Annotated in this window: 23 protein-coding genes and 1 pseudogene; 11 read left to right on the top strand and 13 right to left on the bottom strand. The window is 58.4% G+C overall.

Annotated features, from left to right (window positions below):
* Positions 1-92 precede the first annotated feature (92 nt).
* Entirely contained in the window at positions 93-482 is a 390-nt protein-coding gene (locus tag O4H31_RS16415) for a DUF3768 domain-containing protein (RefSeq protein WP_120352466.1), read from the bottom strand.
* Positions 483-578: 96 nt separating this feature from the next.
* Between O4H31_RS16415 and alaE the strand changes: the two genes are divergently transcribed.
* Positions 579-1,043: an L-alanine exporter AlaE gene (gene alaE / locus O4H31_RS16410; RefSeq protein ID WP_254694017.1), complete on the top strand. Its 465-nt coding sequence runs from the start codon at positions 579-581 to the stop codon at positions 1,041-1,043.
* Positions 1,044-1,118: 75 nt separating this feature from the next.
* On the opposite strand, the gene O4H31_RS16405 is transcribed toward alaE, so the two are convergent.
* Both O4H31_RS16405 and O4H31_RS16400 read right to left on the bottom strand, forming a co-directional pair.
* Entirely contained in the window at positions 1,119-2,066 is a 948-nt protein-coding gene (locus O4H31_RS16405) for an ArdC family protein (RefSeq protein ID WP_120352464.1), read from the bottom strand.
* A 40-nt stretch (positions 2,067-2,106) separates the two neighbouring features.
* Positions 2,107-2,577: a hypothetical protein gene (locus O4H31_RS16400; protein WP_254694016.1), complete on the bottom strand. Its 471-nt coding sequence runs from the start codon at positions 2,575-2,577 to the stop codon at positions 2,107-2,109.
* A gap of 293 nt (positions 2,578-2,870) precedes the next feature.
* Here O4H31_RS16400 and O4H31_RS16395 point away from each other — a divergent pair, with 293 nt between their 5' ends.
* Positions 2,871-4,073 (top strand): Fic family protein, encoded by a 1,203-nt coding sequence (locus tag O4H31_RS16395; protein ID WP_120352462.1) that lies wholly within the window; start codon positions 2,871-2,873, stop codon positions 4,071-4,073.
* A gap of 212 nt (positions 4,074-4,285) precedes the next feature.
* Here the strand turns inward: O4H31_RS16395 and repC are convergent, their stop codons facing one another.
* The 4 genes and pseudogenes from repC to O4H31_RS16375 all read right to left on the bottom strand — a co-directional run.
* Positions 4,286-5,341, bottom strand: coding sequence for a plasmid replication protein RepC (repC, locus tag O4H31_RS16390; protein WP_120352461.1), 1,056 nt, complete (start codon positions 5,339-5,341; stop codon positions 4,286-4,288).
* Between the two features lie 238 nt (positions 5,342-5,579).
* Positions 5,580-6,548 (bottom strand): plasmid partitioning protein RepB, encoded by a 969-nt coding sequence (gene repB / locus O4H31_RS16385; protein WP_254694015.1) that lies wholly within the window; start codon positions 6,546-6,548, stop codon positions 5,580-5,582.
* Positions 6,548-7,747 (bottom strand): plasmid partitioning protein RepA, encoded by a 1,200-nt coding sequence (gene repA / locus O4H31_RS16380; RefSeq protein WP_120352459.1) that lies wholly within the window; start codon positions 7,745-7,747, stop codon positions 6,548-6,550. Before repA ends, repB begins: the two co-directional genes overlap by 1 nt.
* Positions 7,748-8,172: 425 nt before the next feature.
* Positions 8,173-8,997, bottom strand: a pseudogene (locus tag O4H31_RS16375) (recombinase family protein); the annotation flags it as partial.
* Between the two features lie 204 nt (positions 8,998-9,201).
* Here O4H31_RS16375 and O4H31_RS16370 point away from each other — a divergent pair.
* Positions 9,202-12,540, top strand: a complete 3,339-nt coding sequence (locus O4H31_RS16370; protein WP_165935604.1) for a DEAD/DEAH box helicase — start codon at positions 9,202-9,204, stop codon at positions 12,538-12,540.
* A 103-nt stretch (positions 12,541-12,643) separates the two neighbouring features.
* On the opposite strand, the gene O4H31_RS16365 is transcribed toward O4H31_RS16370, so the two are convergent.
* Entirely contained in the window at positions 12,644-13,738 is a 1,095-nt protein-coding gene (locus O4H31_RS16365) for a tyrosine-type recombinase/integrase (protein WP_120352530.1), read from the bottom strand.
* Positions 13,739-13,896: 158 nt separating this feature from the next.
* Here O4H31_RS16365 and O4H31_RS16360 point away from each other — a divergent pair, with 158 nt between their 5' ends.
* Positions 13,897-14,775, top strand: a complete 879-nt coding sequence (locus O4H31_RS16360) for a DUF1403 family protein (RefSeq protein ID WP_120352529.1) — start codon at positions 13,897-13,899, stop codon at positions 14,773-14,775.
* A gap of 1 nt (position 14,776) precedes the next feature.
* Positions 14,777-15,385 carry an SMC-Scp complex subunit ScpB gene (gene scpB, locus O4H31_RS16355; RefSeq protein WP_120352528.1) on the top strand — a complete coding sequence of 203 codons (609 nt, stop codon included), beginning with the start codon at positions 14,777-14,779 and terminating at the stop codon, positions 15,383-15,385.
* Between the two features lie 75 nt (positions 15,386-15,460).
* Here scpB and O4H31_RS16350 read toward each other — a convergent pair whose 3' ends face one another.
* The 3 genes from O4H31_RS16350 to O4H31_RS16340 form a co-directional block, all read right to left on the bottom strand.
* Positions 15,461-16,546 carry a LacI family DNA-binding transcriptional regulator gene (locus O4H31_RS16350; RefSeq protein WP_269347503.1) on the bottom strand — a complete coding sequence of 362 codons (1,086 nt, stop codon included), beginning with the start codon at positions 16,544-16,546 and terminating at the stop codon, positions 15,461-15,463.
* Between the two features lie 76 nt (positions 16,547-16,622).
* Positions 16,623-17,561, bottom strand: a complete 939-nt coding sequence (locus O4H31_RS16345) for an ornithine cyclodeaminase family protein (protein WP_120352526.1) — start codon at positions 17,559-17,561, stop codon at positions 16,623-16,625.
* A gap of 10 nt (positions 17,562-17,571) precedes the next feature.
* Positions 17,572-18,579: an SIS domain-containing protein gene (locus O4H31_RS16340; RefSeq protein WP_120352525.1), complete on the bottom strand. Its 1,008-nt coding sequence runs from the start codon at positions 18,577-18,579 to the stop codon at positions 17,572-17,574.
* Positions 18,580-18,659: 80 nt separating this feature from the next.
* On the opposite strand from O4H31_RS16340, the gene O4H31_RS16335 reads away from it, so the two are divergent.
* The 5 genes from O4H31_RS16335 to O4H31_RS16315 are packed head-to-tail and all read left to right on the top strand — an operon-like array spanning position 18,660 to position 22,619.
* Complete coding sequence (locus O4H31_RS16335; RefSeq protein ID WP_120352524.1) at positions 18,660-19,592, top strand: PfkB family carbohydrate kinase; 933 nt, start codon at positions 18,660-18,662, stop codon at positions 19,590-19,592.
* A gap of 20 nt (positions 19,593-19,612) precedes the next feature.
* Positions 19,613-20,611 carry a TRAP transporter substrate-binding protein DctP gene (dctP, locus tag O4H31_RS16330; RefSeq protein ID WP_254694014.1) on the top strand — a complete coding sequence of 333 codons (999 nt, stop codon included), beginning with the start codon at positions 19,613-19,615 and terminating at the stop codon, positions 20,609-20,611.
* A 46-nt stretch (positions 20,612-20,657) separates the two neighbouring features.
* Positions 20,658-21,140 (top strand): TRAP transporter small permease, encoded by a 483-nt coding sequence (locus O4H31_RS16325; protein WP_254694013.1) that lies wholly within the window; start codon positions 20,658-20,660, stop codon positions 21,138-21,140.
* Positions 21,137-22,411, top strand: coding sequence for a TRAP transporter large permease (locus O4H31_RS16320; RefSeq protein ID WP_120352522.1), 1,275 nt, complete (start codon positions 21,137-21,139; stop codon positions 22,409-22,411). Before O4H31_RS16325 ends, O4H31_RS16320 begins: the two co-directional genes overlap by 4 nt.
* A 46-nt stretch (positions 22,412-22,457) precedes the next feature.
* Complete coding sequence (locus O4H31_RS16315) at positions 22,458-22,619, top strand: hypothetical protein (protein ID WP_269347498.1); 162 nt, start codon at positions 22,458-22,460, stop codon at positions 22,617-22,619.
* A 237-nt stretch (positions 22,620-22,856) separates the two neighbouring features.
* Here the strand turns inward: O4H31_RS16315 and O4H31_RS16310 are convergent, their stop codons facing one another.
* Both O4H31_RS16310 and O4H31_RS16305 read right to left on the bottom strand, forming a co-directional pair.
* Complete coding sequence (locus O4H31_RS16310) at positions 22,857-24,170, bottom strand: glutamine synthetase family protein (protein ID WP_120352521.1); 1,314 nt, start codon at positions 24,168-24,170, stop codon at positions 22,857-22,859.
* Complete coding sequence (locus tag O4H31_RS16305; RefSeq protein ID WP_120352520.1) at positions 24,163-25,014, bottom strand: MurR/RpiR family transcriptional regulator; 852 nt, start codon at positions 25,012-25,014, stop codon at positions 24,163-24,165. Before O4H31_RS16305 ends, O4H31_RS16310 begins: the two co-directional genes overlap by 8 nt.
* A gap of 120 nt (positions 25,015-25,134) precedes the next feature.
* Between O4H31_RS16305 and O4H31_RS16300 the strand changes: the two genes are divergently transcribed.
* The coding region (locus O4H31_RS16300) for an ABC transporter permease subunit (RefSeq protein WP_419723611.1) at positions 25,135-25,651 on the top strand (517 nt) is incomplete at its 3' end.

Here is a 25,651-nt window from a genome sequence, read left to right as displayed (position 1 = left end):
TTCAGGGATCACCACGACAAAAGGCCCACTTTCCCTTTGAGGGGTCAGTGGGCCTTCATCGCTTGGAGTGTCAGGGGGGGGTGTCCCCTGCCCTACCAGTCGCGCGCCAGCATGATGGTCAGCACGCGCATGGTGGTGGCAGGATTGTCCGGGGTCTCAGCCCCGTAGCGGAAATCCGAATCTGCCTCATAGAGATCGATCTTCCAGAACACGGTCTCGCCTCGGATCTCGACCGCGCCAAAATCGTGCCAGCCCTCGGGATCATTCTCTGGCTCGAACGTGGCAAACTCACCAGTCGCCTTCACCGCCTCGACCATGAAGCCATCGCCGGCCTCCATAAGCGAGCGGGTGACATGCATCCGGCCCTTGATGGGCTGCGCGGGCGGCACACCAAGGCACGCGAGCTTGCGAAACGCGTCGTTTTGCGCCGCGATCACACTCGGATCCGGGCGGTATGTATGGGTTTGTGCGGTCATGGACATGGGGATCTCCTTTGAGAGGTTTGAAACACCCTTCTCAAAGCCCGCTTTCACTTTTCCGCGTGGTGAACCAAACCTCCCCAACCCAAACAGATCCAAGTGTCCGTTCAGCGGGACTTTGCTGCCGTTCGACAATCTGGTCCAGAACCGCTAATCGACGGCATGCGCAAAACCATCGTTGATACACTTGCGACAGTGATCTTTTTCACGTTTGTCGCATCGCTTACCGAATTGTTCGTCGCAGGTATGGAGCCCGGCGAAGTTCTGAAGACGCGACTGACAATGATACCGCTCATGCTGTTCACAGGGCGACCGTACGGACTCTGGCGAGACTGGTTTTTTAGCACAACCAAGCCCACGGTTTCTTGGAGCAAAACTCTGATCGACGGGCTCGCCTTCTTGTCGTTCCAATTGCCCGTTTATGCCGTAGTGCTGTTTTTCGTTGGAGCTGACCGAAGCGAAATTGTTTTGCTTCTTGTATCAACCGCTGTGCTGATGTTCGCAGTCAGCCGACCGTTCGGACTGTTCCTCGATGCAGTTCGCAAAGTTTCTGGTGTGACCTAGCCTGAATTTCGGTCACGCATTCGATGTGATATTGGACTCAAAGCGGCCATATTCCGCTTCGCAGCAATAGATCTGTCAGGCGGCCTCGGCGCTGCGCCCTGCCCTGCCCGTCTCCGATCTGGCGATCAGATAGTCGCAGGCGCGCTGCGCATCCGCGGCGTGCTTGAAGATCGCACCCTTGTCCGACCGAAGAACGCGCAACCAGTTGTGGAGATAGGCGGCATTCATCTCGAGCGTATGGGCCGTGAAGCCGAGCGTTTGTCCCAGGAACACCGAGGTCAGTTCTGCGACGATCTCTTCGCGCGCGTAGGAGGTGTTGCCGAACTTCGAGAACCCGAAATCACGGTTCAGTCGATGGGGGGCTTTCGTGGCATGGGCCAGCTCATGGGCCCAGACCCCGTAGAAATTGCGCGGGTCCTGGAACCGCGTGATGGATGGCATGTAAACCTTGTCCACGGGGGGCAAATAGTACGCCTCCGTGCCCGTGAAGACGGTTGTGATGTCGATGGCATCGAAAAACGCCTGCATGTGCGGGATGGGCTCGGACGGCGGATGCTCGGGCACGGGCACGGGCTCCGGGTCAGTGTAGAAGCTGTCGGGCAAGCCCTCGATCTGGCAGGCGTTGAACACACGGTAGGATTTCTGGAAGCGGAAGATGCGTGCTTCCTCGGAGTGATCATCCCCGTCGCTGCGGTCATGCTCATCTGCGCCCGCGTCTTTCCGGCTTTGACCGTAATAAACGACGACAGAGGATTTTTCGCCCTTGCGGACCTTTGCGTCCAACGCATTGGCCTGCGGCAGCGTCATCCAGAAAGGTGAGCTGTGGCCCGCCATCACGGTCCGCATCGTCAGCAGAAAGTTGTTCACCCCCTGATAGGGTTCACCGCCTACGCGCAGGGGACGAGAGCTGCCACCTGCGGTCCATGGCTTGCGCCACGGCAGGACACCGCGCTCGATGATGCGGATGATTTCGTTTGTGATGACCTCGGAGGCATCGAATTTGGTCGTGCGGGATCGGGCCATGGCTGGCCTCCTTTCGAGTGTTGATGAGAGGGAGTGGTGATCAGGTTGACTGACGGGGGCGTGGATCGTTGGCGATCCTGCCACCGAGGGCTTCGACCATGTCGATGTAGGCGGTCAGCGAGACGGACCTGCCAGGGCCGCAAGGTTCAGGGTCGATCGATCCGTCCCGCGCCACCCGCGGCAGGTTCGCGAAGGCGATGACATCGGTGACGGGTCGGATATCGATGAACGGGATCCCTCGTGCGACCGCAAGAGTGGCCAAGGGAAAGCGCTCGATCGGCGCGAAGGTCGACACGGTGATCCAACCAAGATGGATGAATGTCCCGCCCTCTCCGCAGATCACATGCGCGTTTGGCAATGACGCCGCCTGCTTCAGAAAGCCGAGATCACGCAGGACGGTCTGGCGTTCGAGCTGCAGTGCCTGGCCCGTCTGGCCGGTTCGGCGTAGTTCCTTGTGTCGCCACCACGAGGCAGCGGTCGCGCGTAACACGCGCAAGACACCTGTTTGCATCGGAATGCCCTTCATCAGGAAAGACAGACCGGAATCCGGCCCGGACCCATCTGAGGGACCCCAAAGGCCCTCATCCGTCAGTCACAAAACCCGAAGAACACTTTTACTTTTTCCGGCCCCTTTGGGCACACAACAAAACCGAAAAGCCCGGCCCTTCTGCCGAAGCCATTGATTTCATGCAGCAATTCCAGATCGGCAGGCAAGATCGGCAACGCATATCGGCAAAACCTTGCTTGAAAGTACGAAATGTGTTTATTTTTCAATTACTTTGCAAACATGGAAGATCGGCAAAAATGCTGGAAACACCCGCCAGAATCGAACCCTGCTTCTTCAAGGAGCATATTCCTACAGAATTGGCAGACCTTTCGGTCGACATCCAGAGGGAAGCCACCAGGCTGGGACAAGGGCTGCATCCTGACAGCGCAGCCGAGCTTGCCGATCTCGTCCGCGTGATGAACTGCTACTACTCCAACCTGATCGAAGGACACAACACACGCCCCCGCGACATCGAAAGGGCGCTGGCTGGCGCCGAGCTTGAAGAGGAAACCCGTCCTCTTGCCCTGGAGGCACGCGCTCATGTCATTGTTCAGCGTTCCATTGACGAGATGCATCGCAAGGGCACCCTGCCCCGCCCCACATCCGTCGCATTCCTGACTTGGGTCCATAAGAGCTTCTACGACGAGATGCCTGACGAGTTTCGGGTCATCGAACATCCCGATGGCACACAAGAGCCCATCGTTCCGGGGCGCATGCGCCAGGATGACGATCGGGAAGTTGCGGTCGGACGCCACCTACCCCCCTCATCATCGCGCGTTGCGGCATTCATGGACCATTTCGACAGACGGTTTCAGATTGCGGCGCGGTCTTCGAGCGGAAGGATCATCGCGATCGCCTCTGCACATCACCGGCTGAACTACATCCACCCTTTCCCGGATGGTAACGGCCGTGTCAGCAGGCTGATGTCTCATGCCATGGCCCTGACAGCGGGGATTGGTGGCCAAGGGCTCTGGTCCGTATCGCGTGGGCTGGCCCGCGGGCTGACCGACCGGGGTGAGTACAAACGGATGATGGATCTGGCCGACAGCCCACGCCGCGGAGACCGCGACGGACGGGGAAACCTGTCAGAAGCGGCACTGAAGACGTTCAGTGAATGGTTCCTAAAGGTGACGCTCGACCAGATCACTTTCTCAGCAAGATTGTTCGATCTCGGCGGATTGGACCAACGGTATCGTCGTCTCGTTGCAGATACCATCGATGACAAGCGAGCGCCGGAACTGATTTCGGCGGTTCTTCGGCATGGCGCACTGGAACGTGGTGACGCGCAGATTGTGCTCAAGACGTCCGAACGTACTGCTCGCAACACACTGAGTAAACTGACCGCCGCCGGATACCTGACTTCTGCCTCACCGAAGACGCCAGTTCGGCTGGCGTTTCCGTTGGATTATCGAGAGCGGCTCTTTCCAAACCTTTTTGGTGATGGTGACCTCCCACAATAACTCTAGGGATTTAGGGTGTAATGCCTGACCGCATATTTCTTCCATGGCCGGCGAGATTTCCAACAAGGCTCGCTCGTGTGTCACTTGTCCACCGCGGTGGACATCTGCTGGTCTGAGATAAACTGAAGAACCACCACGCGCCGCTAGGTGCGTTTGGACAGTTGTGGTTGCCATAAGCGCTGTTTCCCGTTCGAAGTCCACCGCGGTGGACATTAGACGGTTTGCTCATTGGTTTTGGACAGTCGCTTGATCAAAGCTAATGGGTCAAATTGGTTTTGTCTTTGACCCAGGGTGATACTGTGGAAATACGCTCCAAAATCCCTGATGCGTTTTCCGAGCTGTAGCATGATGAAGATCGCGCATGACGTTTTCTGAGCTCCTACAGCATTCTTGGCTTTCTCGAAAGTTTCTGGGTGAATGCCCATCATGGGTGCAAGTGTTCGAGCATGGTTTTCAATGTCCAACCAGTTTCTAAGTCTCTCTGTGGAGAACGATGTCGCCTGATCGCAGACTGAGGTAAGCAAGTCTGGTTTCAGGGCCTCATCGCCTATGTTGCTATCTAAATCTTTTTTTTCTTTTTTAGACTTAGATTGATGCCGGACAGTTTGTCCGTCATTGGCGGGCAATTCCATAGTTTCAGGTGGGTCATCCGGGGTAGATAAACTCTGGAATTCTGCATCTGTATTGGCGAGCAGAGCGTGGTATTCGGGGAGGCTCAGCTTCCTGCGTAGAGCTTTCCGTGCGTGGTTGATGAATGTGTTGCTGGGATCATGCTCTTCCAAATGGGCGAGCTTAGTAAGAATCTGTTTGCGAATAAATATCCGATCGCGCCGGTTATTCTCTATCTCTTGCGCGATGGCGATAAGCTCGCTCGCACGTTGGAGCAGGGGGGTGAGAGACAATCCATAACTGATGCACTCGCCGCCGGATGAGCGTACGCGGTAGCGCTTTCGGTTCGAACTGTCATTGCGCTTGATGAATCCGAGCTCAACGAAGCGGTTGATGTGCCTGCGGAGTGTCCGTTCGTCGATCCCGCCAACGCGCTGGCAAATGGTGTAGTTGGACGCAAATACCGTTTCGCCGTTGCCAGGTTTCAAAAAGCTGAGCATTGCTTGAAGGGTCTGGATGTGGCCAGGGCGAAGCCCGAACACGCTGCGCGCGTCTCTCAGGGCCCGGAAGATGGTCCAGATATCGATTTCAGATGCGGGAATTGAGCCGCATGATGCATCTGCACCAGCAGCCTCGATTGATAGTTTTGTAAATGCCATGATTTGATCACGATGACCGTTTGGCCCACAGCTTCCCTGTCTCCTCCCAAGATTCTATCTGGGAAAAGGCAGTAAAAATCGGTTCACCGAATCGGTGACTCTTGACCGGTTTGCTGGAGGTTGCTACATCATGAGTGCAAATCGAATGATGAGGGCTCTCCAGGGGAAACTTTGGGGGGCTCTTTTCTTTCTGGTCTTCGCTTTTCTCCTTTGCTCGGGTTCCTCTATGTGGCTTGGGTTAGGACCCAGAGCCGCTCTCATTCCGCCACTCATCGAAGAGTTGCAAAAGCGTAGCTTCCGCACGTTCCTCGAGCCACTGGCCGAATTCCGGGTTGTCCTTTTTGGCGATCTTGATGGCGATCGCTTTCTGATCGACTGTCAGCGTTCCGACAGTGTCGCCGCTCTCATTCTTGACGACGGACGTCACGCCGCGACTGGTCGGTTTCTTGTCTGCACGCGCCTTGTGCGAGCAAGCAGAATAGACTGCCTGAAATCTCTCGGGGCTTGGAGTGTCGTCGGGCAGGGCGGCGATCACCTCTTTGGCCGAATTCACCAAGTCTACCTTTCCCGATAGGGCCGCTAAATCACCCCACTGCCGTCTTCCGATGCCATGTGCCGGCCCGATAAGCTGAACAAGCCCATCAGGCAGTTGATCGATAACGACCCGGTGGTTGGACACGCCTTGCCGGGTTAACCCCAAAGCATCCTGAATGACGCCGGGTTTGTACCCAATTTCCTGCATCTCTCTGATAAACAGAGATTTTTCGATGAAAGACGGATCAAGTCGAAGGTTGTTTTCTTGACCCTGTGCGATAAGCGAGGCGTCGTCGTCCAATGTGCGAACGATTGCCTTGACCGTTCCTCCGATTTTGCGGATCGCTGCCAGTCTACGGCGGCCGTAGATGATGCGGTATCTGTCGGGTTGGCCCGATGGGCGGACCATGATCGGCACTTGTTGGCCATGCTTGCGAATGCTCTCGGCAAGCTCGTCGATACTCGTATCTTCCAGCACCAACCGATCGCGAAGGCCATCCATGTCAATCTGACCGGGTTCGATGTCCCGGATCGAATTGGCCGTGATTTCGCGCAAGGAGTCCCGCAAACCGCCAACAGAGCCGGGCAGCTTTGCAGTTTTTTGCAGGGTAGGGGAGGGAGCCGCGCTCTCTTTTTCGTCCTTCGGAGGTTGGTTGAAAATGTTTCTGGCCATCAGCGACGCCCCCATGCCATTTGGATCGTCTGCTCCAGTTCATCGGCAACGCCGTTCACGCTGGTCAGAGCGCGATCAATCGTTTTCCTGATGAACTGGCCGGGATCAACTTCATAGACGGTTTGCTGGGTCATTCCGGCGTCAGAGATTGCGGTAGACTTCAGCATGGGTTCAGTCATGACCTGGCCGGCGAGAATTGATCTCAGGTAGCCAGCCATTTGGGTCTGTGGCCCATCTGACGGCTCATACCTTGTGATCAGGAATTTGACGAAATCCCATGTCACACGGCGTCCAATCGCTTCTTCAACGGCCTTTACCGTTTCTGACGCAAGTTTCAGGAATTGGCTCATGGAAGCGATATCCAGCATTCCTGGCACGACCGTCACCAGGAGCCCTGTAGAGGCCGCCAATGCCGTGAGAGTCAGAAAGCCGAGTTGAGGAGGGCAGTCGATCAGTACGATGTCGTAATTTGCCTCTACCTCCTCAAGTGCCAAGGCGAGGCGCTCCGCAAAAATGGGCTGCATCCGACGGGCGAGCGCGTTTGCTGTCTCGGTTTCGTACTCCGAGAGCATCAAGCCGGCCGGAACCATGTCGAGTTTGTGAAAGTAGGTCTTTTGGATCACGTCAGAGAGCGGAACCTGATCCTCATATCTCAGAGCATCATAGATTGTTCCGCCCTCGGCGAACTCGAGCTCAGGCCGAAAGCCGAAAAATGTGGTCAAACTTGCTTGCGGATCGAGATCCAGGACCAAAACACGGTAGCCGCGCAAGGCATAACGCTGTGCAAGATGAATCGTCGCTGTTGTTTTCGACGAACCACCTTTGAAATTGACGACCGATAGCACCTGAAGTCGGTCGCCATCGCGTCGACCTGGCCGATACGATTCGGCGTTCTTTCCTGTGCGCCCCAAGATGTTGCGCAATTCGTCCACTTCTTGGGCTGTGTAGAACCGGTGCCCGCGGTTATCAGTATGCACTTCCGGGAAGCTACCGTCCTTGTGCCGGTTGCGCAGGTTAGACGTGCTTACGCGCAGGAGACCGGCAACTTCGGTCGAGCTGAAACGCCGCAAGGCTTTACGCTCTTCGGGTTCGAAGGCGATCTTCATCTGCCGATCCAAGGACTCGGCCAGATTGTCGGCAAACGTGCCGATGTCAGAAGAGCCTATGCCTTGCGCATATCCAACGTTTCGATCATCCATATCCTGCCGCCCGCTCTCGGCCTCTGTTAAGGCTCTTGATCATTTTGACGACGCACAACGTGTCTGACGCAATTTGCCGTCAGAATGGGAATGCCACGATCCAGTGAGTCCGGCAAGAAGAATCTAGATGTAGTGCAAAAGTTATCCACAGCACCTATAGGTGTTGCCACGCAAAAAAATCAGCAAGTCATTGAAATGGATATATTAAATGCAGATCTAACCGAATCGAGCCACCACTCTGTTGAGTTGGCACAATAGTAGCTAACCCCAAGCAACAAATGGCACTTTCGGCCTCCTGCGGAGTTTTCTCCCGGTGAAATTTTTTGGATTCGGGTCAGAAGCTACACCTGATCTTGGCTCGATTCGTACGGCATGAGGCCGAGTCGTTCCGCCCGCTCCAACAGCATTTTCACCGAAGACGGCTACCAGCTGGCGCGTCCGCGCGGGGAGCGTTCGCGCATGGATTCCAGCCGGTCACAGATCGCCTGGAGCGTGATGTCAGGGTCCGCGCCCTTGATGCCAGCGACAATCGCGGGCAGGCGGTCGTCGGTTTCGCGTCGTCCAGCGCGACCAAGCACTTCATTGGGCAGAAACCCGTCGCGCACATAGGCTTTCACTGCGCGCAGAAGTCGGCTTTGCGTCCAGTGGCGGTCGTAGGGCAGGGAGCCATTGATGATCCGAAGCACATCTTCCCAGGCCATATCGGGTCGAAGTCGTCGGACATGTGGCACCCAGTCTTGAGCCGTCTCGTTCAGCCGCTCCATGTAGCCGTCTTGCCGCGCGAGCCGCACCTTGCGTAGCGCCGCTGGATCGCGGGCGCGTAGGCCCGGGTTCCCGCCGACCCGGCCCTTAGTACGGGCACTCGCCAGCCCCGCCTTGGTACGTTCGCGGATCAGCGCCCGCTCAAACTCGGCCGCGGCGCCCAGAACCTGCAGCGTGAACTTGCCTTGCGGGGATCCGGTGTCGATCGGGTCCTGAATGGAACGAAAGAACGCCCCCTTGGCCTCCAACCGTTCGATCACCTCGAGAAGGTGCGACAGAGACCGCGCAAGCCGGTCGATCCGAACGACAACCAGCGTGTCGCCCTTGCTGATGCGCTCCAATACCCGGGCAAGCACCGGCCGCGCGCGATTGCTGCCTGAAGCGTGCTCTTCATGGATCTCGACGCATCCCGTAGCTTGCAGGGCCTCAGACTGGGGCAGGGGGGTCTGATCCTCAGCGGAAACGCGGGCGTAGCCTATCAGGGGCATGAAAACAGGCCGTTTGCAATTTCAGGTATCGCTACTAAACGACCGATTGATGGCAGAAGAATAACGTTTCGGAGGTTGGTGCCACCTTTTTTCTGTAAGTTCCACATAGGCGGCGCAATGGAAAACCGCTATCTGGAAGAATATGCGGGAGACCTGTGGGCCGGGTCTGCGGGGCGGGCATTGGGGTGTTGCATGGACTTACGGTTGAGGGATTATTTTGATGTCGGCACGCTGCAACGCGGTGAAGATTATGCGCATCGCGGTCTGGTCGCGACGGTCGAGCCTCTGCCGGATGGGAGTATCCGCGGGCGCGTGTTGAATGGGCGCGGGGAAAGCTACCAACAGCGGATTACCCTGAGCAACAGCTTTGTGGACGGGATTTGCTCTTGCCCGGTGGGGCATAATTGCAAGCACGTGGTCGCTGTTTTGATGACATCGGCGGAACGCGATTCCAGCTCCCCGCAACTGGCAGCACCGGTGCGGGGTTGGCTGACCCGTGTCAAGCAGCAGCCGACAGCCCTAGTGCCGCCTGAGGCACGTCCCGAGGACTATCCGGACAAGGTGAAGGAACGCCTGCTTTATGTCCTGATCCCGAATGAAACAAAAGTCAGGATCGACATTTACAAGGGCCGTATCAATGCTGCTGGCACGGGCCTGAACAAGGCGATCCGGCGCTATGATGCGCTGCATGCCCTGCGCAGCAACGCTGTGGCAAAATTCATCCGACCGACCGATCTGGAGCTTTTGTCTGCGCTGGCGCAGACCCAACTGTGGGAAACGCACTATAGCTACGGCCTGCCCGGTATGTTCAAGCCAAAGGGGCAGGATGCTTTGCCCCTGATCCGGCGCTTGTGCGACACGGGTCGCTTCCTCCATGACAATTCTCCGGACGCGGAGTTGAGCTGGTCAGAAGCGTGTCCAAAGGCCAGACTGGCCTGGCGCATGGCGGCGGATGGCAGTCAGAGCCTGGGGTTTGAGGACGCAGACGGCATACAGTTGGAGTTGCGGGCGTTGGACGGGGCAGCGCTATGGGTGAACACCGCGCACGGTCAGATCGGGGCGCTGGCACAGCCGGTGCAGATTGAGGCGCTGCAGCTTGTCCAGAGCGCTCCCCAAGTCGCGCCCGATGAAGCGGCGGCCCTGGCTGCGGAGATGCCCGCCACGCTCGCTGGACTGGCCTTGCCGCCGCCGCATGTGGCGCGACAGAGACGGCGCGCGGCCCATAAACGCATCGCTCGTTTGACGCTTGGAGCGGAGAGCGCGCGTGACGGCTATAGGCGTTGGGACAGCGTTTCTGTCACTCTGCCAACACTGACATTGCGCTTTGTCTATGACGGGCAGGAGGTTTGGGAAGGCGACGCCGACCCCCGGGTCGTTGAAAACAACGAGGTCGTAACGCTGACGCGCGATCATCAATGGGAAGCTGCTTGCGTCATCCGGCTGATGGATGCAGGGGCGATACCCGTTGACGAAATGGACTATCTTTTGCCGAGCGCTCGAATGCTGCAATGCGATTTCGTCTTCGCTGAGGAGGAGATGGGCGCGAACAGTATGCGCCTCCCGTCGTCGCGCGATGGTCTCGAGTTTGCGTTCCGGACGCTGCCCGGGTTGCGGACCGAAGGCTGGGAAATCATTGAAACATCAAAGTGGCCCTTCCGTTTGAGCGATGAAGCTGCCGCGCTGACGGTTGCAACACAGGCCGAGGCAGGCGACGCATTCCACGGCAACGACTGGTTCTCGCTGGGGTTTCAAGCCGAGATCGGCGGCAAGCCAGTGGATGTCGCGCCCCTGATCGCGGCCTTTCTTGAACAGGTGCGTGACGAATGGGACGCCGTGCCGGATGTCGACGTCCTGTCGCAGCATCTGTCCGATAAGCCGGTTTACCTGAACCGGGGCAAGGCGGGCTATGCCCCCCTGGACCTCAGTCCGCTGGCACCCCTACTCCATCTGGTGCTGACGCATTATGCCGAGTTGGGCGCGCTGCACCCGTCGGATGCCGATGTCGCTCGGTTGGCAGAAAAGGCGCTGGCAGGCAGCTCGGTACACTTCGCCGATAACGCCGGGATCATTCCGCTGGCTCGTAGCCTGAAGGCATTGGCCGAGGCCGAGAGTTTTGCTCCACCAAAGGGATTGCGCGCGCAGTTGCGCCCCTATCAGGCCTATGGTTCCGCCTGGATGGGCAGCTTGCTCGAAGCCGGTTTTGGCGGAGTTCTGGCGGATGATATGGGGCTGGGCAAGACAATTCAGGTGTTGGCCCTCTTGCAGGCACGTCGCGAAGCAGGAGCAGCTGGCCCGGCGCTTCTGATCGTACCGACCAGCCTGCTGCATGGCTGGCAGATGCAGTCCGCGCAATTCACACCGGATATTCGGCTCGTGGTCCTGCATGGCACAGGCCGGGCGGCGCTGCGCGACGAGGCTCTGCGCGCCGATCTGGTCGTCACCACCTATCCGTTGCTGGCGCGTGATCAAGACTGGCTGACAGCGACAGAGTGGCCTCTGGTGATCCTGGACGAAGCGCAAACCCTCAAGAACCCTGCGTCGCAAATGGCCAAGAGCCTGCGCAACATTCCTGCCAAGGGGCGGCTGGCGCTGACCGGCACGCCGCTGGAAAACTCGCTGCAAGACCTTTGGACACTGATCGACTGGGTGAATCCGGGTCTTCTGGGGTATAGAAAAGAGTTTCAGAAACTGTTTCGCACCCCGATCGAAAAGCATGGTGACGCGGTCGCACAATCGCGTCTCAACCGTCGGCTGCGCCCCTTCATGCTGCGTCGCACCAAGGAGCAGGTCGCAACCGAACTTCCTCCTAAGACCGAAATCCTGGAACGGGTGGAGCTGCCAAAGCCGCAGCAAGCGCTTTATGAAGCCGTACGCAGCACCATGGATGCCCGGGTGCGCGAGGCGATCAGCGCCCGTGGTCTGGCCGCAGCGCAGATTACCGTGCTCGATGCGCTGCTCAAGCTGCGGCAGGTGTGCTGCGACCCGGCGCTGGTCAAGACTGACGCGGCGCGCGCGGTGGCGAACAGCGCCAAACGCTCGCGATTGCGTGAATTGCTGGCCGAGCTTGTGGCCGAGGGTCGCCGCGTTCTGGTGTTTTCGCAATTCGTTGAAATGCTGCGTCTGATCGAAGCGGATCTGGCCGCCGCCGGCATCCCCCATCTGACGTTGACGGGCCAGACGCAAAAGCGTGCCGATGTACTGGAAAGCTTCGCGAAAGGCACTGCGCCGGTTTTCCTGCTTAGCCTGAAAGCCGGTGGTCTTGGGCTGACCTTGACCGAGGCGGATACGGTGATCCTTTATGACCCATGGTGGAACCCAGCTGTGGAGCGTCAGGCCATGGACCGCACCCATCGCATAGGTCAGGACAAACCGGTATTCGTGCATCGTCTGGTCGCCGCAGGCACAGTAGAGGAAAAGATACTTGACATGCAGTCGCGCAAACAGGCGCTGGTCGACGCCTTGTTCGACAAGGATGGGGGACAGGCTGGCCCGTTGCTGGACGAGGCGATACTGGAAGATCTGTTTGCGCCGCTCGGGGTGTGACAGGGGCTCGCCGCCTAGACGTTGCGCCAAAGCATGCGAACGCGGCTCTTCCGGCTTGAGATGTTACCGACCATTTCTGGCAAACGCGCCGAAGGTCCGAAGATTACAGCCCCGCAGCCTTGGTCAGGTTTACGCGGAACCGGTCGCGGCGACGCTGATAGCGGCGGGTCATTTCGGCTGAGGCGTGACCAAGATGCTTTTGGACGTAGCGCTCATCGACTTCGGCAGAGCTCGCGAGACCGGCGCGCAAGGAATGGCCGGAAAACAGCGCCAGGCGCTCTTTTTCGGACAGTTCGGATCGGATGCCGGCGTCGAGGACCGTGCGCTTGATCAGTCGTGCGACATGTTTGTCGTTCAGGCGTGTTTCAGATGCGCACTTGCCATCCCGCGAGGTGCCGACGAAGACAGGGCCGAAGTCGATCTTTGCAAAGTGCAGCCATTGTTCCAGCGCCTGGACCGGGCAGGTTTGATCGCTGGAGCCGCGGCCAATCTCGACCTCGCGCCAGCCGGTCTTCGCGTTGAGCGTGAGCAGGGCGCCTTTGTCGAAGATCTTAATCCAGCCACCAGAATCCGGCGTGTCGTCCTTGTGCACGTCGAGGCTGACGATTTCGGATCGGCGCAGACCCCCCGCGTATCCCAACAGCAGGATCGCGCGGTCCCGCAACCCACGCAGATCGAAGGGAAGGCTGCCCACCATAGCGAGTATATCGTCGGCCATGATTGCTTCTTTCCGAACCGGCGGTCGCGCGTGCCTGCGCTTGATCCCGGCAAGCACGGAGGCGATGTGGCGGTTCTTACGATCAAGGGTGAAGCCGCGCTGAGTGTAGTTCCAGCCAAGGCCAGAAAGACGGCGATCGATTGTCGAGACTGAGAGGGCAGGGGCCTTTCCCGTGGGTGCCGCCAGGTTGGCGAGGTAGAGCCCGATCATCTCGGGTGAAGGCGGCAAAGGGTCCGTTCCCTTCAGTCTGCACCAGCGGGTAAAGTGCGCCCAGTCTTTCGCATAGGCCTTCAGGGTATTCTCAGAGGCCGCCTGCTTTGCATAGCTGCGTGCGGTTTCTACCAGCTGATCGACGGTGCCTGAACCAGCCACATGCGAGGGCAAGGTGATGCTATCACTTTTCTCTTGATCGCCCTCGCCGACGCAAGCATCAAGTTTGTCAGAGGGCGTTGACGTCGATTTCTCGATCTCTGTGTCCATTCTTTCCCCTTAAAATTCGCTGATTTTGAGACTGTGTAGCAGCATATTCCACCAAGTCCGATAATGTAAACTTATTGGACATAATGCATGGCGGCAAGCTGGGGCGGTTTTTTCTTTAATAAATAGCCTAAAGCGCCGCACAGTTGTATGCTTTCCGTATGAATTTTACACAACCGGTTCACATCAGGGACCTTGATGCGCTACCTCGGTTGCCCGGGTGGGTCACCTCCACGCGTTCTGAAACCCTTGAAGATGCGGCTTTTCTGTCCGGCGCGGCCCTGAACCACCTCTATCTTTTTATGACGCGCGACGACGTGCCTGTGGCGTTGATACGTGCGCGCCTGGCCCTGCGCGCGGCGGAAGCTTGCGTCAGGTTTTCAGGCCGGCCAGAGCGGGCAGGGGCGCTACGCGATGCGGTTCATTTCTTGCGCCCCGGGGATCTGCCCGGGCCGGGGGGAGAGGTGTACCTGTCTTGGCAGCGCGCTGTGGCGCGGGTGGTCTCGGTCAGGTCTCTGGGCCGGGCGCTGCCAACTGTCGAGGCAGGCCGGATCGCTGGCTATCTCGACGCGGGGCAGGGGGCACCGGTTTGTCGGGCTGCGACGGTGCTGGAGGCCATGATGGCAACGCGGCAAGAGGGGGCGGCACTTATCCTCGCAGATGCCGCATTGGCGCAGGCGCTTGGTTTGGACCATGTAACGCCTCTCTTGGCAGCTGGGTTGAAGCGCGCGGACCTGCGCAAACGCGGAGATGAGCTGCGCCGCGCCTGTCATCGCGCCGTCGTGGCTTCGGTGGTCGAGACGGCACGCCTTGCTGTTGCTCTTACGCGGCGGGCAAAACATGTGAAAGCGGTTGCGCCGAAGCTGCGCGCCAAAGGGGCAGGGGAAGCCGTCGAAATGTTTCTGACCCGCGATGCCGTCGCAGCAGCAGCGCTGCCTTTGCCACCGCGCGCGGCCCGGCGGCTTTGCGATCGGCTTGTGGATCTGGGGGCGGTACGCGAACTCACCGGCCGGGACACGTTCCGGCTCTACGGGGTATAATATGATTAAACAGTGTTCTGAACCGGAGCTGGACCGCGAGCTGGCCAACCTTCCGCCAGAGCTGCGCTGGCGAGAATGGATGCGACGGATCGAAGCGGTGCTCTTTGCCTCCGCCACCCCTGTTCCGCGCGCGGATCTGGCGCGGGTTGTGGGGAAAGACGCGTCGGTCGATCTGCTCATCGAGGACCTGGCCGCCGAGCTGGAGGGGCGCGCATTTGAAGTCGCTAAGGTGGCGGGGGGCTGGATGATGCGCACGCGCTCTGCCTATGCCCCCGCGATCCGCGCGGCGGCGGATCTCGGCGAACAACTGTTGGACTTAAATGAACTCGACCTCGTTGTGCTGGCGGCGATCGCTTACCACCAACCGATCACTCGTGACGGGCTGAAGGATATTTTCGGCAAAGAGATCAGCCGCGATTTGATCGGGCGGCTGCGTGGGCGTGATTTGATTGGAACGGGCCCGCGGAGCCCGCAGCGGGGGGCGCCATATTCATTTGTGACGACAGAACAGTTTTTGGTCGCGTTTGACCTTGAGAGCTTGAGGGATCTTCCGGACAGGGAACAGCTACAGGATGTAGGGGGCACTGAGGTGTGGCGCGGTTATGGTTAGGGGTCGCTAGGCTGATTACGCCATTTACGGCCCTCCAGAAGCAGATGGCACTCTCCTTGAGAGCTCGGATCGCCGCTAGAGAATTGACCTCAATGATCCCCGCGCCACCATCCGGGGCGAAAGCCGCATGTCGCGCGGCGCACCTTCTGCCTCACCAATTCGCGCCAGCAAAAAACGAGCAGCGGCGCGCCCTAATTTACGTCGTGGCTGGGCAATTGCATCAATCCCTGGGCCTACAAACGTCATCCAGTCAAGATCATCAAAACAGACAAGCGATAGGTCACGCGGTATTTCTAGCCCCTTGGCGGAAATCGCAGACATAGTCCCCACTGACATCAAGCCATCCGCACAAAACAATGCCGTCGGCCGTGCGTTTTCATTCAGCGCGGCCAAGGCCGCGTTTTGTGCGGCGAGCGCAGAATGCCCTTCCGCGGCTAGAATTAAGTTAGGGTCAACCTCCAACCCGAAGGCGCGATGTGCCTCCAAATATCCTGCAAGACGCTGCCAGCTCGTAGAGAGCAGTTGCAGCCCCTCGGGAGGCTGGTCTTTAGCAGATGCTAAAAACCCCCTCAGCCGACTTTCATCCGCCGCCAGCTCCGCGATAATGCCCACCCGGCGATGGCCCGCCAGCAAGAGACGCCTGACAGCGTCGCGCGAACTTTTGATGTTTTCCACGGCCACTGTGTCGACGCGCAGCCCCTTCACCTTTCGGTCGATCAGAGCCATTGGCATTCCGGCCTTCACCGCCGCGCGCAGATGCGGGGAGTCGGTAACGTCGCAGGGCGATACGATTAACCCATCCACCTGATTTTCTCGCAGCAACTTGGTGGCAGCAACTTCGCGATCCAGCGTTTCGTCGCTGTTGGTGATCAGCATGCCAAGACCATGGCCCTCCACGACATCCGAAATTCCGCGCAGGACAGCAGCGTAGAAGGGGCTGGAAATGTCGCCGGCGATAACCCCTATAGTCCGTGTCTGACCTGTGATCAGACCACGGGCGATTTTATTTGGCTGGTAGCCAAGTTTCGCCGCAACAGCGAGCACTCGTTCTTTGGTTTTTTCCCCCACATAACCATACTGGCCAAGGACGCGACTGGCTGTTGCAGTGCTGACACCCGCCCCTTTCGCGACCTCGACTATGGTGATTTTCTGGGTCTTCATATAATCCTTGCTCGCAACCGCTCCCCTTAAGCTAGACGAAGTTGACGGGAGCATACACAGGTCAATTCTGCGTCTCTCATGCCAGGCGGTGCTTCAAAGCGATTGCAGCAAACAGATCAAGATGTCCCCCTCCGACGTTCTTGAACACCGTGATCTCTTCTTCTGTTTGCCTGCCGGGGCGGTCACCTTGGGCCAGTTCGTAAAAATCAGCTTTGACATCTCCCCAGGTGATCACACCTCGGTCGACAGGCCGGGAAAGCTCACCATTTCCTTTCATCCCCTCGCGGCAATCCACAAAGACAGTGCCTCGCGCCATAGCCGCATCATCGGCTTCCCGCATGTCGGGTCGATAGGCCCCCACAAGATCAAGATGCGCGCCAGGCTTCAAAAGCTCGCCCTTTACCAGTGGTTCCTGGGCCATGGTCGCACAAGAAATAATATCCGCCCGTGCCACAGCGCTGTCTAAGTCCCGCGCAACACCCACGTCCACGCCTGGCACTTCAAGCCGTTCTATCAGCGCTTCCGCCCGTTCTTGGGTGCGGTTCCAGACCCGGATTTTCCGCAGTGAGGGACGTGCGGCGAGATGGGCCTGCACCAGATGAGGCGCAAGCCCGCCTGCGCCCACCATAAGCAATGTTTCACTGTCTTCGCGCGACAAAAGCCGGGCCCCCAAGCCGGAATCGGCGGCCGTTTTGCGAAAGGTCATCGCCTCTCCATCAGCGACCAGTTGCGGGGCCCCTGTACCAGGGTCAAACAATGCCACGAGCCCTTGAACAGAGGCTTGCGGCGGCTCAAGAGACAGGTTTTCCGGAAACACCCCGACCATTTTGACCGCGATGCCTTTGGCGCGTTTCCAACCCACCAGCGTTACAAAGAGATTTTCTCCTCCGCCCGGTTCGTTGCTGACCATATGTTCTGCTGTGGGCGGTGCATCTCTATGGGCCGCTTGCAAGGCATCCATCAAATAGGGGTAGTCCAGATAACGGTGAACCGTTTCGGCATCAGCAAAGCGCATCGGGTTCTCCTCAATAGTCATTGAGCTTTTTCATATAGCGCCGTGCTTCCATCATCTCATGGTCACGCAGCTCGGCCAGACGGTAAGCAAAACGCCACAGCGTATCGAAGAACACCAATGGCGCCAGTGCCCCGCGGAACATCTCATCCACACCGGTAAAGTCGAACTCAGCCGCATCGAGCACAAGGATGTTTTCCGGGGCGCCAAAGCGCAACAGGAATACTTCCGCGCGATCTTCCAAGGGTCGGGTGTCATCTAAGCCTTTCATTAGAATATAGCAGCGGCTTTGGTCGAGAACCTCGAAAGCACCGTGGAAGAATTCATTGGCATGGATCGGATAGCTGTTGATCCACTGCATCTCCATTAAGACGCAATTGGCGTAGGAGTATGCGGCCCCGTAGCTTGCGCCGCTGGCCATGGTGTAGATCACCTCCTGCTTCGCAAAATGCGGCGCGTATTGGTTAAAACGGGGGGCCAGAACATCTTGCGCTTTGTCGATTACGCTCTGGAGCGCCTCAAGACTATGCATCAGGGCGCCCATATGTTCCACGCCGTCATAGTGCTGCGCAAGCCCAAGTACGATCTGGTAGATGCGAGCATAGTTGCTGTTTTTCGCATCGATTGGCACGCCAGTCGTATAGGGGGCCTCAAAAGATACCAGATGGTCGCTCCCTCGGCCCAAGGGGCTTTGGGGCTCAACGCTTAATGCAATGGTCATCGCGCCTGCCTTGCGTGCGAACTCGGCTGCCGCGACGGTCTCTGCGGTCGTGCCCGTCATTGAACATAGAATGACGATCGAATCGGAGGTGAGCCGCTTTGGCGCGCGGTGGGTAAACTCAGCCGCGTTGTAAACGTCTGACGGTAGGCTGCGCGACAACTGATCCAGCATGAATTTTGCCGGATACATGATCGATAGAGAGCCACCGCAAGCCACGAAGAAAACATGGTCCGTCTTGCTTCCCTCAAGTGCTTTGAGAGCACTGGCGACGTCTGGGTGCGGAGAAAGGGTCTCGGTCATTGGCAAGGTCCATTAGCTAAAATTTGGCCTGGGAAGCGTATCTCTTGACAGCGCGAACAGGATTGTGTGAACGTTCTCACATGAGAATTAAAAGCGCAACCTCTCCTCGACTGATCGCTTTTGGCGACAATGACGTGGACTGCTATGAAACCACTGGCATGATGTATCCTGGGGGCAATGCATTGAATGTTGCCGTCTTTGCGCGCCGCGCAGGGGCCGATGCAGCCTTTATTGGCGCGATGGGTGATGACCCCGCGGGGGACCATATGCGCGCCGCGCTACGCGCTGAGGATGTGGATATTTCGCGCTTGCGGACCGGGGCCGGGCGCAGTGCGCATTGCATGATCCGCAATTCCCCAACAGGCGAACGGGAATTTCTTTCCGCCGACCTAGGCGTCTCAATTATCGCGCCTGAGCCAGAGGATCTGCAAATGATCACAAACGCTCATGCCGTCCATACCGGTCGCTCTTCTCATGTTGTGCCGCATCTGCCCGCCTTTGCGGAGCACAGCCGACTTTCCTTCGATTTCGCGGATCAAACGGAGCCTGACTATATCGCCCAGGTGGCCCCTTTTTGCTATCTTGCCAGCCTGTCAGGCGGAGGGTTGAGCGACGCTGACGTCATGTCTTTGCAAACGCAAATCCGCGCTCTGGGGGCAATATGGTGCCTGATCACACGGGGCGAAAAAGGCGCTGTTCTGTTTGGCCCTGAGACCGAGGTTTCGGTCCGTCCGGTCGCAGCGAAAGTGGTCGACACATTGGGCGCAGGCGACAGTTTCATCGCACGTGTTCTCGTCGGGCTCCTGCGCGAAGAGCCGGCTCAAGCCCTTATGGACGCCGCCGCACAAACAGCGGCCGAGACCTGCGAACAACATGGAGGGTTCGGATATCCTGCACCGATCGAGATCGACGACAGCCATGCAATGCCAATCAGCCAAGTCCATGCGCATGCTGCCAAACTGGCGGCCCGGGCCATGCAGCGCAACGCCAACAAGAGCGTCCCGGCAACATAATCCGTCAGGAGGAGGACCATATGACAACCCCAATGAACACTCTGAGCCGCCGCCAAGCTCTTGCGATGCTGGCCAGCCTGCCGCTTGGCATGGCCGCCACATCCGCTCTGGCCCAGGCTGCAAACTTCCGCATCGCCTCGGTGAACGCCCCCACGGCCTTGTCAAACAAACTTGCCGAGGAGACAGGCAAACGCATTCAGGACCGCACTGAAGGCCGCGTGACATTCCAGATGTTCCCAAGCGCCCAGTTGGGCACCACCACCGATACGATTGAACAAGCAAGCCAGGGTCAGCCCACCATCGCCTATGCATCGGCCAGCTTCCTGTCCCAATTTGGCGTGCCAGAACTTGCCGCCGTCGAAGGCCCCTTTATCGTCGGCAATGCGGAAGAAGCAGAGCGTCTTGCAAATTCCCAGTTGATGCAGGGCTACTATGACCAGCTGGCACAGACCGCCGGTTTGCGCGTGCTGGCTTTGAACTGGTTCGATGGTGCCCGCCATATGATCGGCACGCAACCCTATACCAGCCCGTCAGATCTCGAAGGCGTCAAAATGCGCGTACCGCCTTTGGAAACCTGGCTTAACACCTTTGAGCCTATGGGTGTCGTGGCGACGACCGTTGAGGCCGCTGAGGCCTATTCCGCCCTGTCGCAAGGCGTGGTGAGCGCCGGTGAATCGCCCCTTACAGGCCTGCGCGCGAACCGTTGGTATGAAGTTGTCAAAGAGATCACCCTCACGGGCCACTTCAACCTCTTCCTCGGCTGGATTACGTCAGAAAAGGCATTTCAGGCTCTGTCTGAAGATGACCGGGCGATTATGATTGAGGAGTTCCGGCGCGGCGGGCAACAGCTTACAGAGCAATCAATGGCACAGGAGAACGAGATCCGGCAGGAATTCGAAGCCGCCGGGGTTACGTTCCACGATCCCGACCTTGAGGCTTATCGCGCCGCCACTGCAAGCTTCTTCGATGACCTGCCCGAAGGTCTATTTGACAAAATTCGCGCCGCAGCGGCAGGTTGACCATTGCTTCCGGCGCCTTGCCGCGCCGGAAGCCTCCTCCTGAAAGGTGAGCGCCATAGAACCCCTTCTACGAGCCCTGCTGCGCCTGATCGGCGAAGTGATCCCGACTTTGCTTCTGGCGGGCGTTCTCGTTGTGGTGGGCGCAAACGTCATTTCCCGAACCATCCTGCGCGAAGGGTTTCAAACCGCTAATGAACTTGCCGTCCTGTGCTTTTCCGGCGTCGTCTTCTTCGGCATAATTGGCGCTGCGCTGAACAAACAGATGTTCGGCGTTGATTACTTTCTCTCCCGTCTGCCGCGCGCACTTGAGCGCCCTGCTCTTTTACTGTCGCACCTGTTAGTGATCGCAATATCAAGTGCCGTATTGCACGCAGCCACAGCACAGGTCGCAACGGCGCGATTTACAACCTTTCTGGCGCTCGGCTGGCCTAAGTGGATCGTTTCTGCCGGGCTTGCTTTTGCCATGGGGGCGATCATCGTGACGCAGCTGCTACATATCGTGATCCTTTGGCGGAGGCGCAGCGAATGATCATCTCAGGCATAGTATTTATTCTGTTATTGGTGCTTGGCGTCCCGATTGCTTTCGTCATTCTTGGTGCTTCGGTGTTCTACTTCACCTTGAACCCGATGATGGCCAGCACAGTGGCCCAACGTATGGCCTCCTCCCTCGAAAGCTTTCCATTGCTAGCCGTACCGTTCTTTATCGTTGCTGGCGCGGCCATGGCGCGGGGCGGAATTGCCCGGCGGCTCTATGATTTCGCAGATGGGCTGGTTGGCCACTGGCATGGCGGATTGGCCCAGGTCGCAGTGATGAACTCGCTGTTTCTGGGAGCCATGTCTGGATCTTCCAACGCTGATGCTGCGATCGACGCGCGCACCATCGCGCCGATTATGCGCGAAAGAGGATATTCCAATGGTTTCGCCTCGGTCGTCAGCGCCGCATCCGGGGCCATTGCGCCCATCATGCCCCCGTCAATCGGGCTGATCGTTTACGGCCTGCTCACGGAGACTTCCATTGGGCGCCTGTTCATCGGCGGAGTCATTCCCGCCATGATCATCACCTTGGCACTGCTTCTAACTGTGCGCTACGTCGCGAAACGCCGTGGGTATCGGCCTGAACGTGAAAGAAGGCTGCCAGTCCGTCAGATCGCAACCCGCGCGCGCGCGGCTCTTTGGGCCCTCGCCATGCCAATCCTGTTGATTGTCGGCTTGCGCGGGGGCTGGTTCACCCCCACTGAGCTTGGTGCCATTGCTGCGCTTTATGCCTTTCTCGTGGGCATGTTCATCTATCGCGGCTTTAATCTGTACGAGACCTATGATCTGCTACGCGAGTCCGCTCTGACCACGGCGAATGTCTTGTTCATCGTGGCCTCGGCGGCCGTATTTTCTCTTGTCTTGGCCCTTGAACAGGTGCCGCAGACTCTGCTCTCCGGACTGCTTACCTTATCAGACAACAAATATGTCGTCTTATTGATCCTAAACGTTCTGCTGCTAGTGCTTGGGACCATGCTAGAAGGCCTGGCCCTCATGGTAATCCTAGTGCCGATCCTGATTGAGGTCACGCGGACCTTGGGGATTGACCCGGTGCATTTCGGGATCGTGCTCGTGTTCAACACGACGATCGGCTCCATTACGCCGCCCGTCGGAACAGTGCTCTATACAGTCTGCTCAATCACCCGATGTTCAATTGAAGAGTTTTCCAAAGAGTTTTTGCCATTTCTTCTCAGCCTAATTTGCGTTTTGCTCTTGCTGACCTTCGTGCCGCCCTTGGTTACATTCTTGCCGGACTTATTGTTCTGACGCAGCGTAAGCCACGCTGCCCTTTGGCGCTGAAGCGCAAGGCGGTATGCAGACCGTAACTTGCGCTGTCTCCGACATCGTCAATGGTGTGGCCGTTTGCAAACAGGTTGAACTGCCGCGGCCGCCCGCTGACATGGTCGTGAAAGTGCATCCGGTGGTCGCCACCATAACGACGACGAACCTCGGTCCGGGCGCACTCTCGACGTAGCCGCAGCCGCTGCTGCCGACGGCAGCTCCAAGGGCATCAATTTAACCAATAGTCCACAACTTGGCTATAGCCGCGCTCCTGAGGGCGCAGTTGTACCAACGCTTTTCTACCGGGAACCTAGACGCCACATGGCCGCGTATCTGCTGCGCTGCTTTGGTGGAATGCGCTTATCCGTCCGCATTCCTTTGTCCTGCGGCTGCCAACCCGCGCGAAGACGCAAATATTGCCGGCGCTTCATTAGTAAACTTCTTCATAGGCGACACAGCGGGTGGCGGTGTCTTTACCCTCCAATGCGGCTAGCTCGCCGCGTTTGTGGGCGGTATAGACAGCGGCGAAGTCGGCCGGGAACCATCCCCGCACGGTTGCATTGTCTTCGAATCTTTGCAGAGCTTCAGTCAGGGTTTCAGGCAGCCGTATATAGCCGCGCTCTGCTAAGGCATCGGCGGAGAGGGTGGACAGGTCTTCTTCTGTGACCTGCGGCGCGGGCAGGGCATCTTCGATGCCCTGCGCCCCGGCATGGATGATCGCCGCGAGGGCAAGATGCGGTGAGGCGGTGGCATCGGCGGCGCGGTATTCGAAGTTATATTGCCGCGCGACGCTGGAGCTGTCCTGCGCCGTCACCGGACAAATCCGCACTGAGGCTTCGCGGTCACGGAAGCCCAGGTTGTTGTAGGCGGCGGACCAACGGTGCGGCGTCAGCCGCAGGTAGGACACGTCCGAGGGCGCTGTCAGTGCGATGATGCTGTCGAGGTATTTTAGCACCCCAGCGATGAATGCGCCGGTAGCCTGCGACATTCCAGCGACGCCCTGGGCGTCATAGGTGGCCGGCTCGCCGGCGTCGTCGAGAAAGCTCAGATGGATGTGCACGCCGTTGCCAACGCCCGCAGGATTGCGGATCGGGGTGAAAGTCACATCTTCGCCCAACCGTTGTGCGGTCATCCGCGTGACTTCGCGCAGAATAACGGCCTGATCGGCGGAGCGGTGGTCCTGCGCCGGATCATTGGTAACTTCGAACTGGTTGGCACCGTATTCTTTCATGAAGGTGTCGGCCCCCAGTCCGCTTTGACCGAGCGCGGCCATTAGCGTTTCGCCGAAAACCCGGCGTTCGGAGAACACCGAATGGCCAAAGGCACCGCCGGGTTGATCGCCGCTCGTCTTGAACTGGAATTCGTGCTCAAACGCGGAGACGAGCCTGAGGCCGCTCGCATCTTTGAGCCTTTTTAGCGCGGTCTTGAGCAAAGAGCGCGTACAGAAATCCCAGGGCTTGCGGTCGAGATCCGTGATGTCGCCCAGCATGATCCGCTCAACCGGGCCGCCGTCTTCGAAATCAAGCTCGACGCCGGCCTCTTCGTCGGGGATCAGCAACAGATCGCCTAGCGAGCCGAAGGGGCTTTCCGCGATAGTATCGAAACAGGTGATCATCACGTTGGTCGGGGTCCAGCCGACGCCTCGTTTGGCGCGTTTGGCAAGGTCTGCCAATGGGAACGCCTTGCCGCGAGTTTTGCCGGCCAGGTCTGAGGTGGCGGCGAAAATCAGGGGGGTCTTAATCATCTTTGATAACTCCAAAATCCAACCGGAAGGAATCCCATTCCTCGATCCGGCTTTTCGTGAGGTCCCAGTTGTCGCCCGCGATGCGCGTCAACAGGGCCTCGAGCAGTGCCAGGGCACCGGTGTAGCTGTCCCACAGGGTGCTGACGTCAATTGAGGCGGCGAGGACTTCGCTGGCCTGTGCTGAAATCGGTGAGAGCCATTCGTCAGTCATCAACACGATCTGAACATTGCGCGCCTGAGTAGCCTTCAGCGCCAGCGCGGACAGATTGTGCTGGTACCGCCGAAAATCGATCACGAAGAGCACATCCTTAGCGCGCATTCGCAACAGGTATTCCGGCCAAACGTCGGGGTCGGGGGGCAGATGGAACACCTTGGCGCGGATCTGACGTAGGTGGCGCGAGAGGTATTGCGCGAGCGGGTCGCTCATCCGGCCGCCGATTACAAAGATGCTGCGTTTCTCATCTGCCAGCATTTCGGCGATGCGTGCGAATTGGGCTTCGGACACAGCCTTGTTTGCGCTTTTTACAAGGGTGCAGACCCGTTCGAGAAAGTTCTCGAGGAACGCGCCTTCAATCGGAGCGCTGGACGCCTGCAGATCGACGGGGGAGCGCTGGCCTTGTTTCAGCTCGCCGATCAGATGGCGCTGGAAATCTTGATAGCCGTGAAATCCCAGTTTGCTGACAAAACGCGAGATCGTGGGCGGCGAGGTGTTGGTGGCACGGGCGAGTTCCTGGATCGGTTCCAGTCCGGCAAATGGATAGTCAAGCAAGAGCGCAGTCGAAAGCTTACGCTCAGTCGCGGTCAGATCGCCCGACAATTTTTCTATGCGTTCGCGAACTTGCATTGGCTCTCCCTTTCCAAAGAAGGAAGCACCTGTGAAAACATCTTGTCAAGACTGGCAATATTATTGACTTTGAAAAAATACGGTCACTATGCTGGCCGAAATTGACCTGCGAGATTCGATATGATCACTGCACCACGCAAGCATATATTCGCCTCGGTTCTGGGGATTGTCGCGCTTGTGATCGCGGCGACCCTGATCGCGTCGTCGGTCGGCGCGGCGAGTGAGCGGGTGCTGACCGTGTTCTACATCTCGCTGATTGCGGTGGTCGGGATGGGGGTCTACAGCGGCAACTCGGGCATCCTCAGCTTTGGGCATCTATCATTCATGGCGATTGGCGCTTATGCGGCCTCGTTACTTACGCTTCCGGCACACCTTAAGATCGCGACGTTGCCGAAATTGCCTGGTTGGCTCGCGACGACCGAGGTGGGGATTTTTTCTGCGACGATTGTTGCGATCTTGCTGACCTGCGTGGTGGCGGCGGTCATCGGTCTGGCGATCGGCAAGTTAGAAGGGTCGGCCGCGGTGATCGCGACGCTGGGGCTTTTGATCATCGTGCATGGGGTCGCCATTGGTTGGCGCGATGTTACTCGCGGATCGCAAACGTTCTTTGGCATCCCAGCAGTCACCACGCTTTGGG

Source organism: Sulfitobacter dubius, assembly GCF_027214245.1.
GTDB classification, from domain to species: Bacteria; Pseudomonadota; Alphaproteobacteria; order Rhodobacterales; family Rhodobacteraceae; genus Sulfitobacter; species Sulfitobacter dubius_A.
Note: the sequence above shows the minus strand (reverse complement) of the source record. Positions and strands in the feature narration are given on the sequence as shown.

Bases quoted from the DNA above. Each gene is read 5' to 3' on its own strand.
- repC (WP_120352461.1), bottom strand. From the start codon at position 5,341: ATGGCATTTACAAAACTATCAATCGAGGCTGCTGGTGCAGATGCATCA.
- O4H31_RS16335 (WP_120352524.1), top strand. From the start codon at position 18,660: ATGAGAATTAAAAGCGCAACCTCTCCTCGACTGATCGCTTTTGGCGAC.
- O4H31_RS16345 (WP_120352526.1), bottom strand. From the start codon at position 17,561: ATGCGCTTTGCTGATGCCGAAACGGTTCACCGTTATCTGGACTACCCC.
- O4H31_RS16365 (WP_120352530.1), bottom strand. From the start codon at position 13,738: ATGGACACAGAGATCGAGAAATCGACGTCAACGCCCTCTGACAAACTT.
- dctP (WP_254694014.1), top strand. From the start codon at position 19,613: ATGACAACCCCAATGAACACTCTGAGCCGCCGCCAAGCTCTTGCGATG.
- O4H31_RS16310 (WP_120352521.1), bottom strand. From the start codon at position 24,170: ATGATTAAGACCCCCCTGATTTTCGCCGCCACCTCAGACCTGGCCGGC.
- O4H31_RS16305 (WP_120352520.1), bottom strand. From the start codon at position 25,014: ATGCAAGTTCGCGAACGCATAGAAAAATTGTCGGGCGATCTGACCGCG.
- O4H31_RS16360 (WP_120352529.1), top strand. From the start codon at position 13,897: ATGAATTTTACACAACCGGTTCACATCAGGGACCTTGATGCGCTACCT.
- scpB (WP_120352528.1), top strand. From the start codon at position 14,777: ATGATTAAACAGTGTTCTGAACCGGAGCTGGACCGCGAGCTGGCCAAC.
- O4H31_RS16350 (WP_269347503.1), bottom strand. From the start codon at position 16,546: ATGAAGACCCAGAAAATCACCATAGTCGAGGTCGCGAAAGGGGCGGGT.
- repB (WP_254694015.1), bottom strand. From the start codon at position 6,548: ATGGCCAGAAACATTTTCAACCAACCTCCGAAGGACGAAAAAGAGAGC.
- O4H31_RS16405 (WP_120352464.1), bottom strand. From the start codon at position 2,066: ATGGCCCGATCCCGCACGACCAAATTCGATGCCTCCGAGGTCATCACA.
- O4H31_RS16315 (WP_269347498.1), top strand. From the start codon at position 22,458: ATGCAGACCGTAACTTGCGCTGTCTCCGACATCGTCAATGGTGTGGCC.
- O4H31_RS16400 (WP_254694016.1), bottom strand. From the start codon at position 2,577: ATGCAAACAGGTGTCTTGCGCGTGTTACGCGCGACCGCTGCCTCGTGG.
- O4H31_RS16415 (WP_120352466.1), bottom strand. From the start codon at position 482: ATGTCCATGACCGCACAAACCCATACATACCGCCCGGATCCGAGTGTG.
- O4H31_RS16395 (WP_120352462.1), top strand. From the start codon at position 2,871: ATGCTGGAAACACCCGCCAGAATCGAACCCTGCTTCTTCAAGGAGCAT.
- repA (WP_120352459.1), bottom strand. From the start codon at position 7,747: ATGGATGATCGAAACGTTGGATATGCGCAAGGCATAGGCTCTTCTGAC.
- O4H31_RS16340 (WP_120352525.1), bottom strand. From the start codon at position 18,579: ATGACCGAGACCCTTTCTCCGCACCCAGACGTCGCCAGTGCTCTCAAA.
- O4H31_RS16320 (WP_120352522.1), top strand. From the start codon at position 21,137: ATGATCATCTCAGGCATAGTATTTATTCTGTTATTGGTGCTTGGCGTC.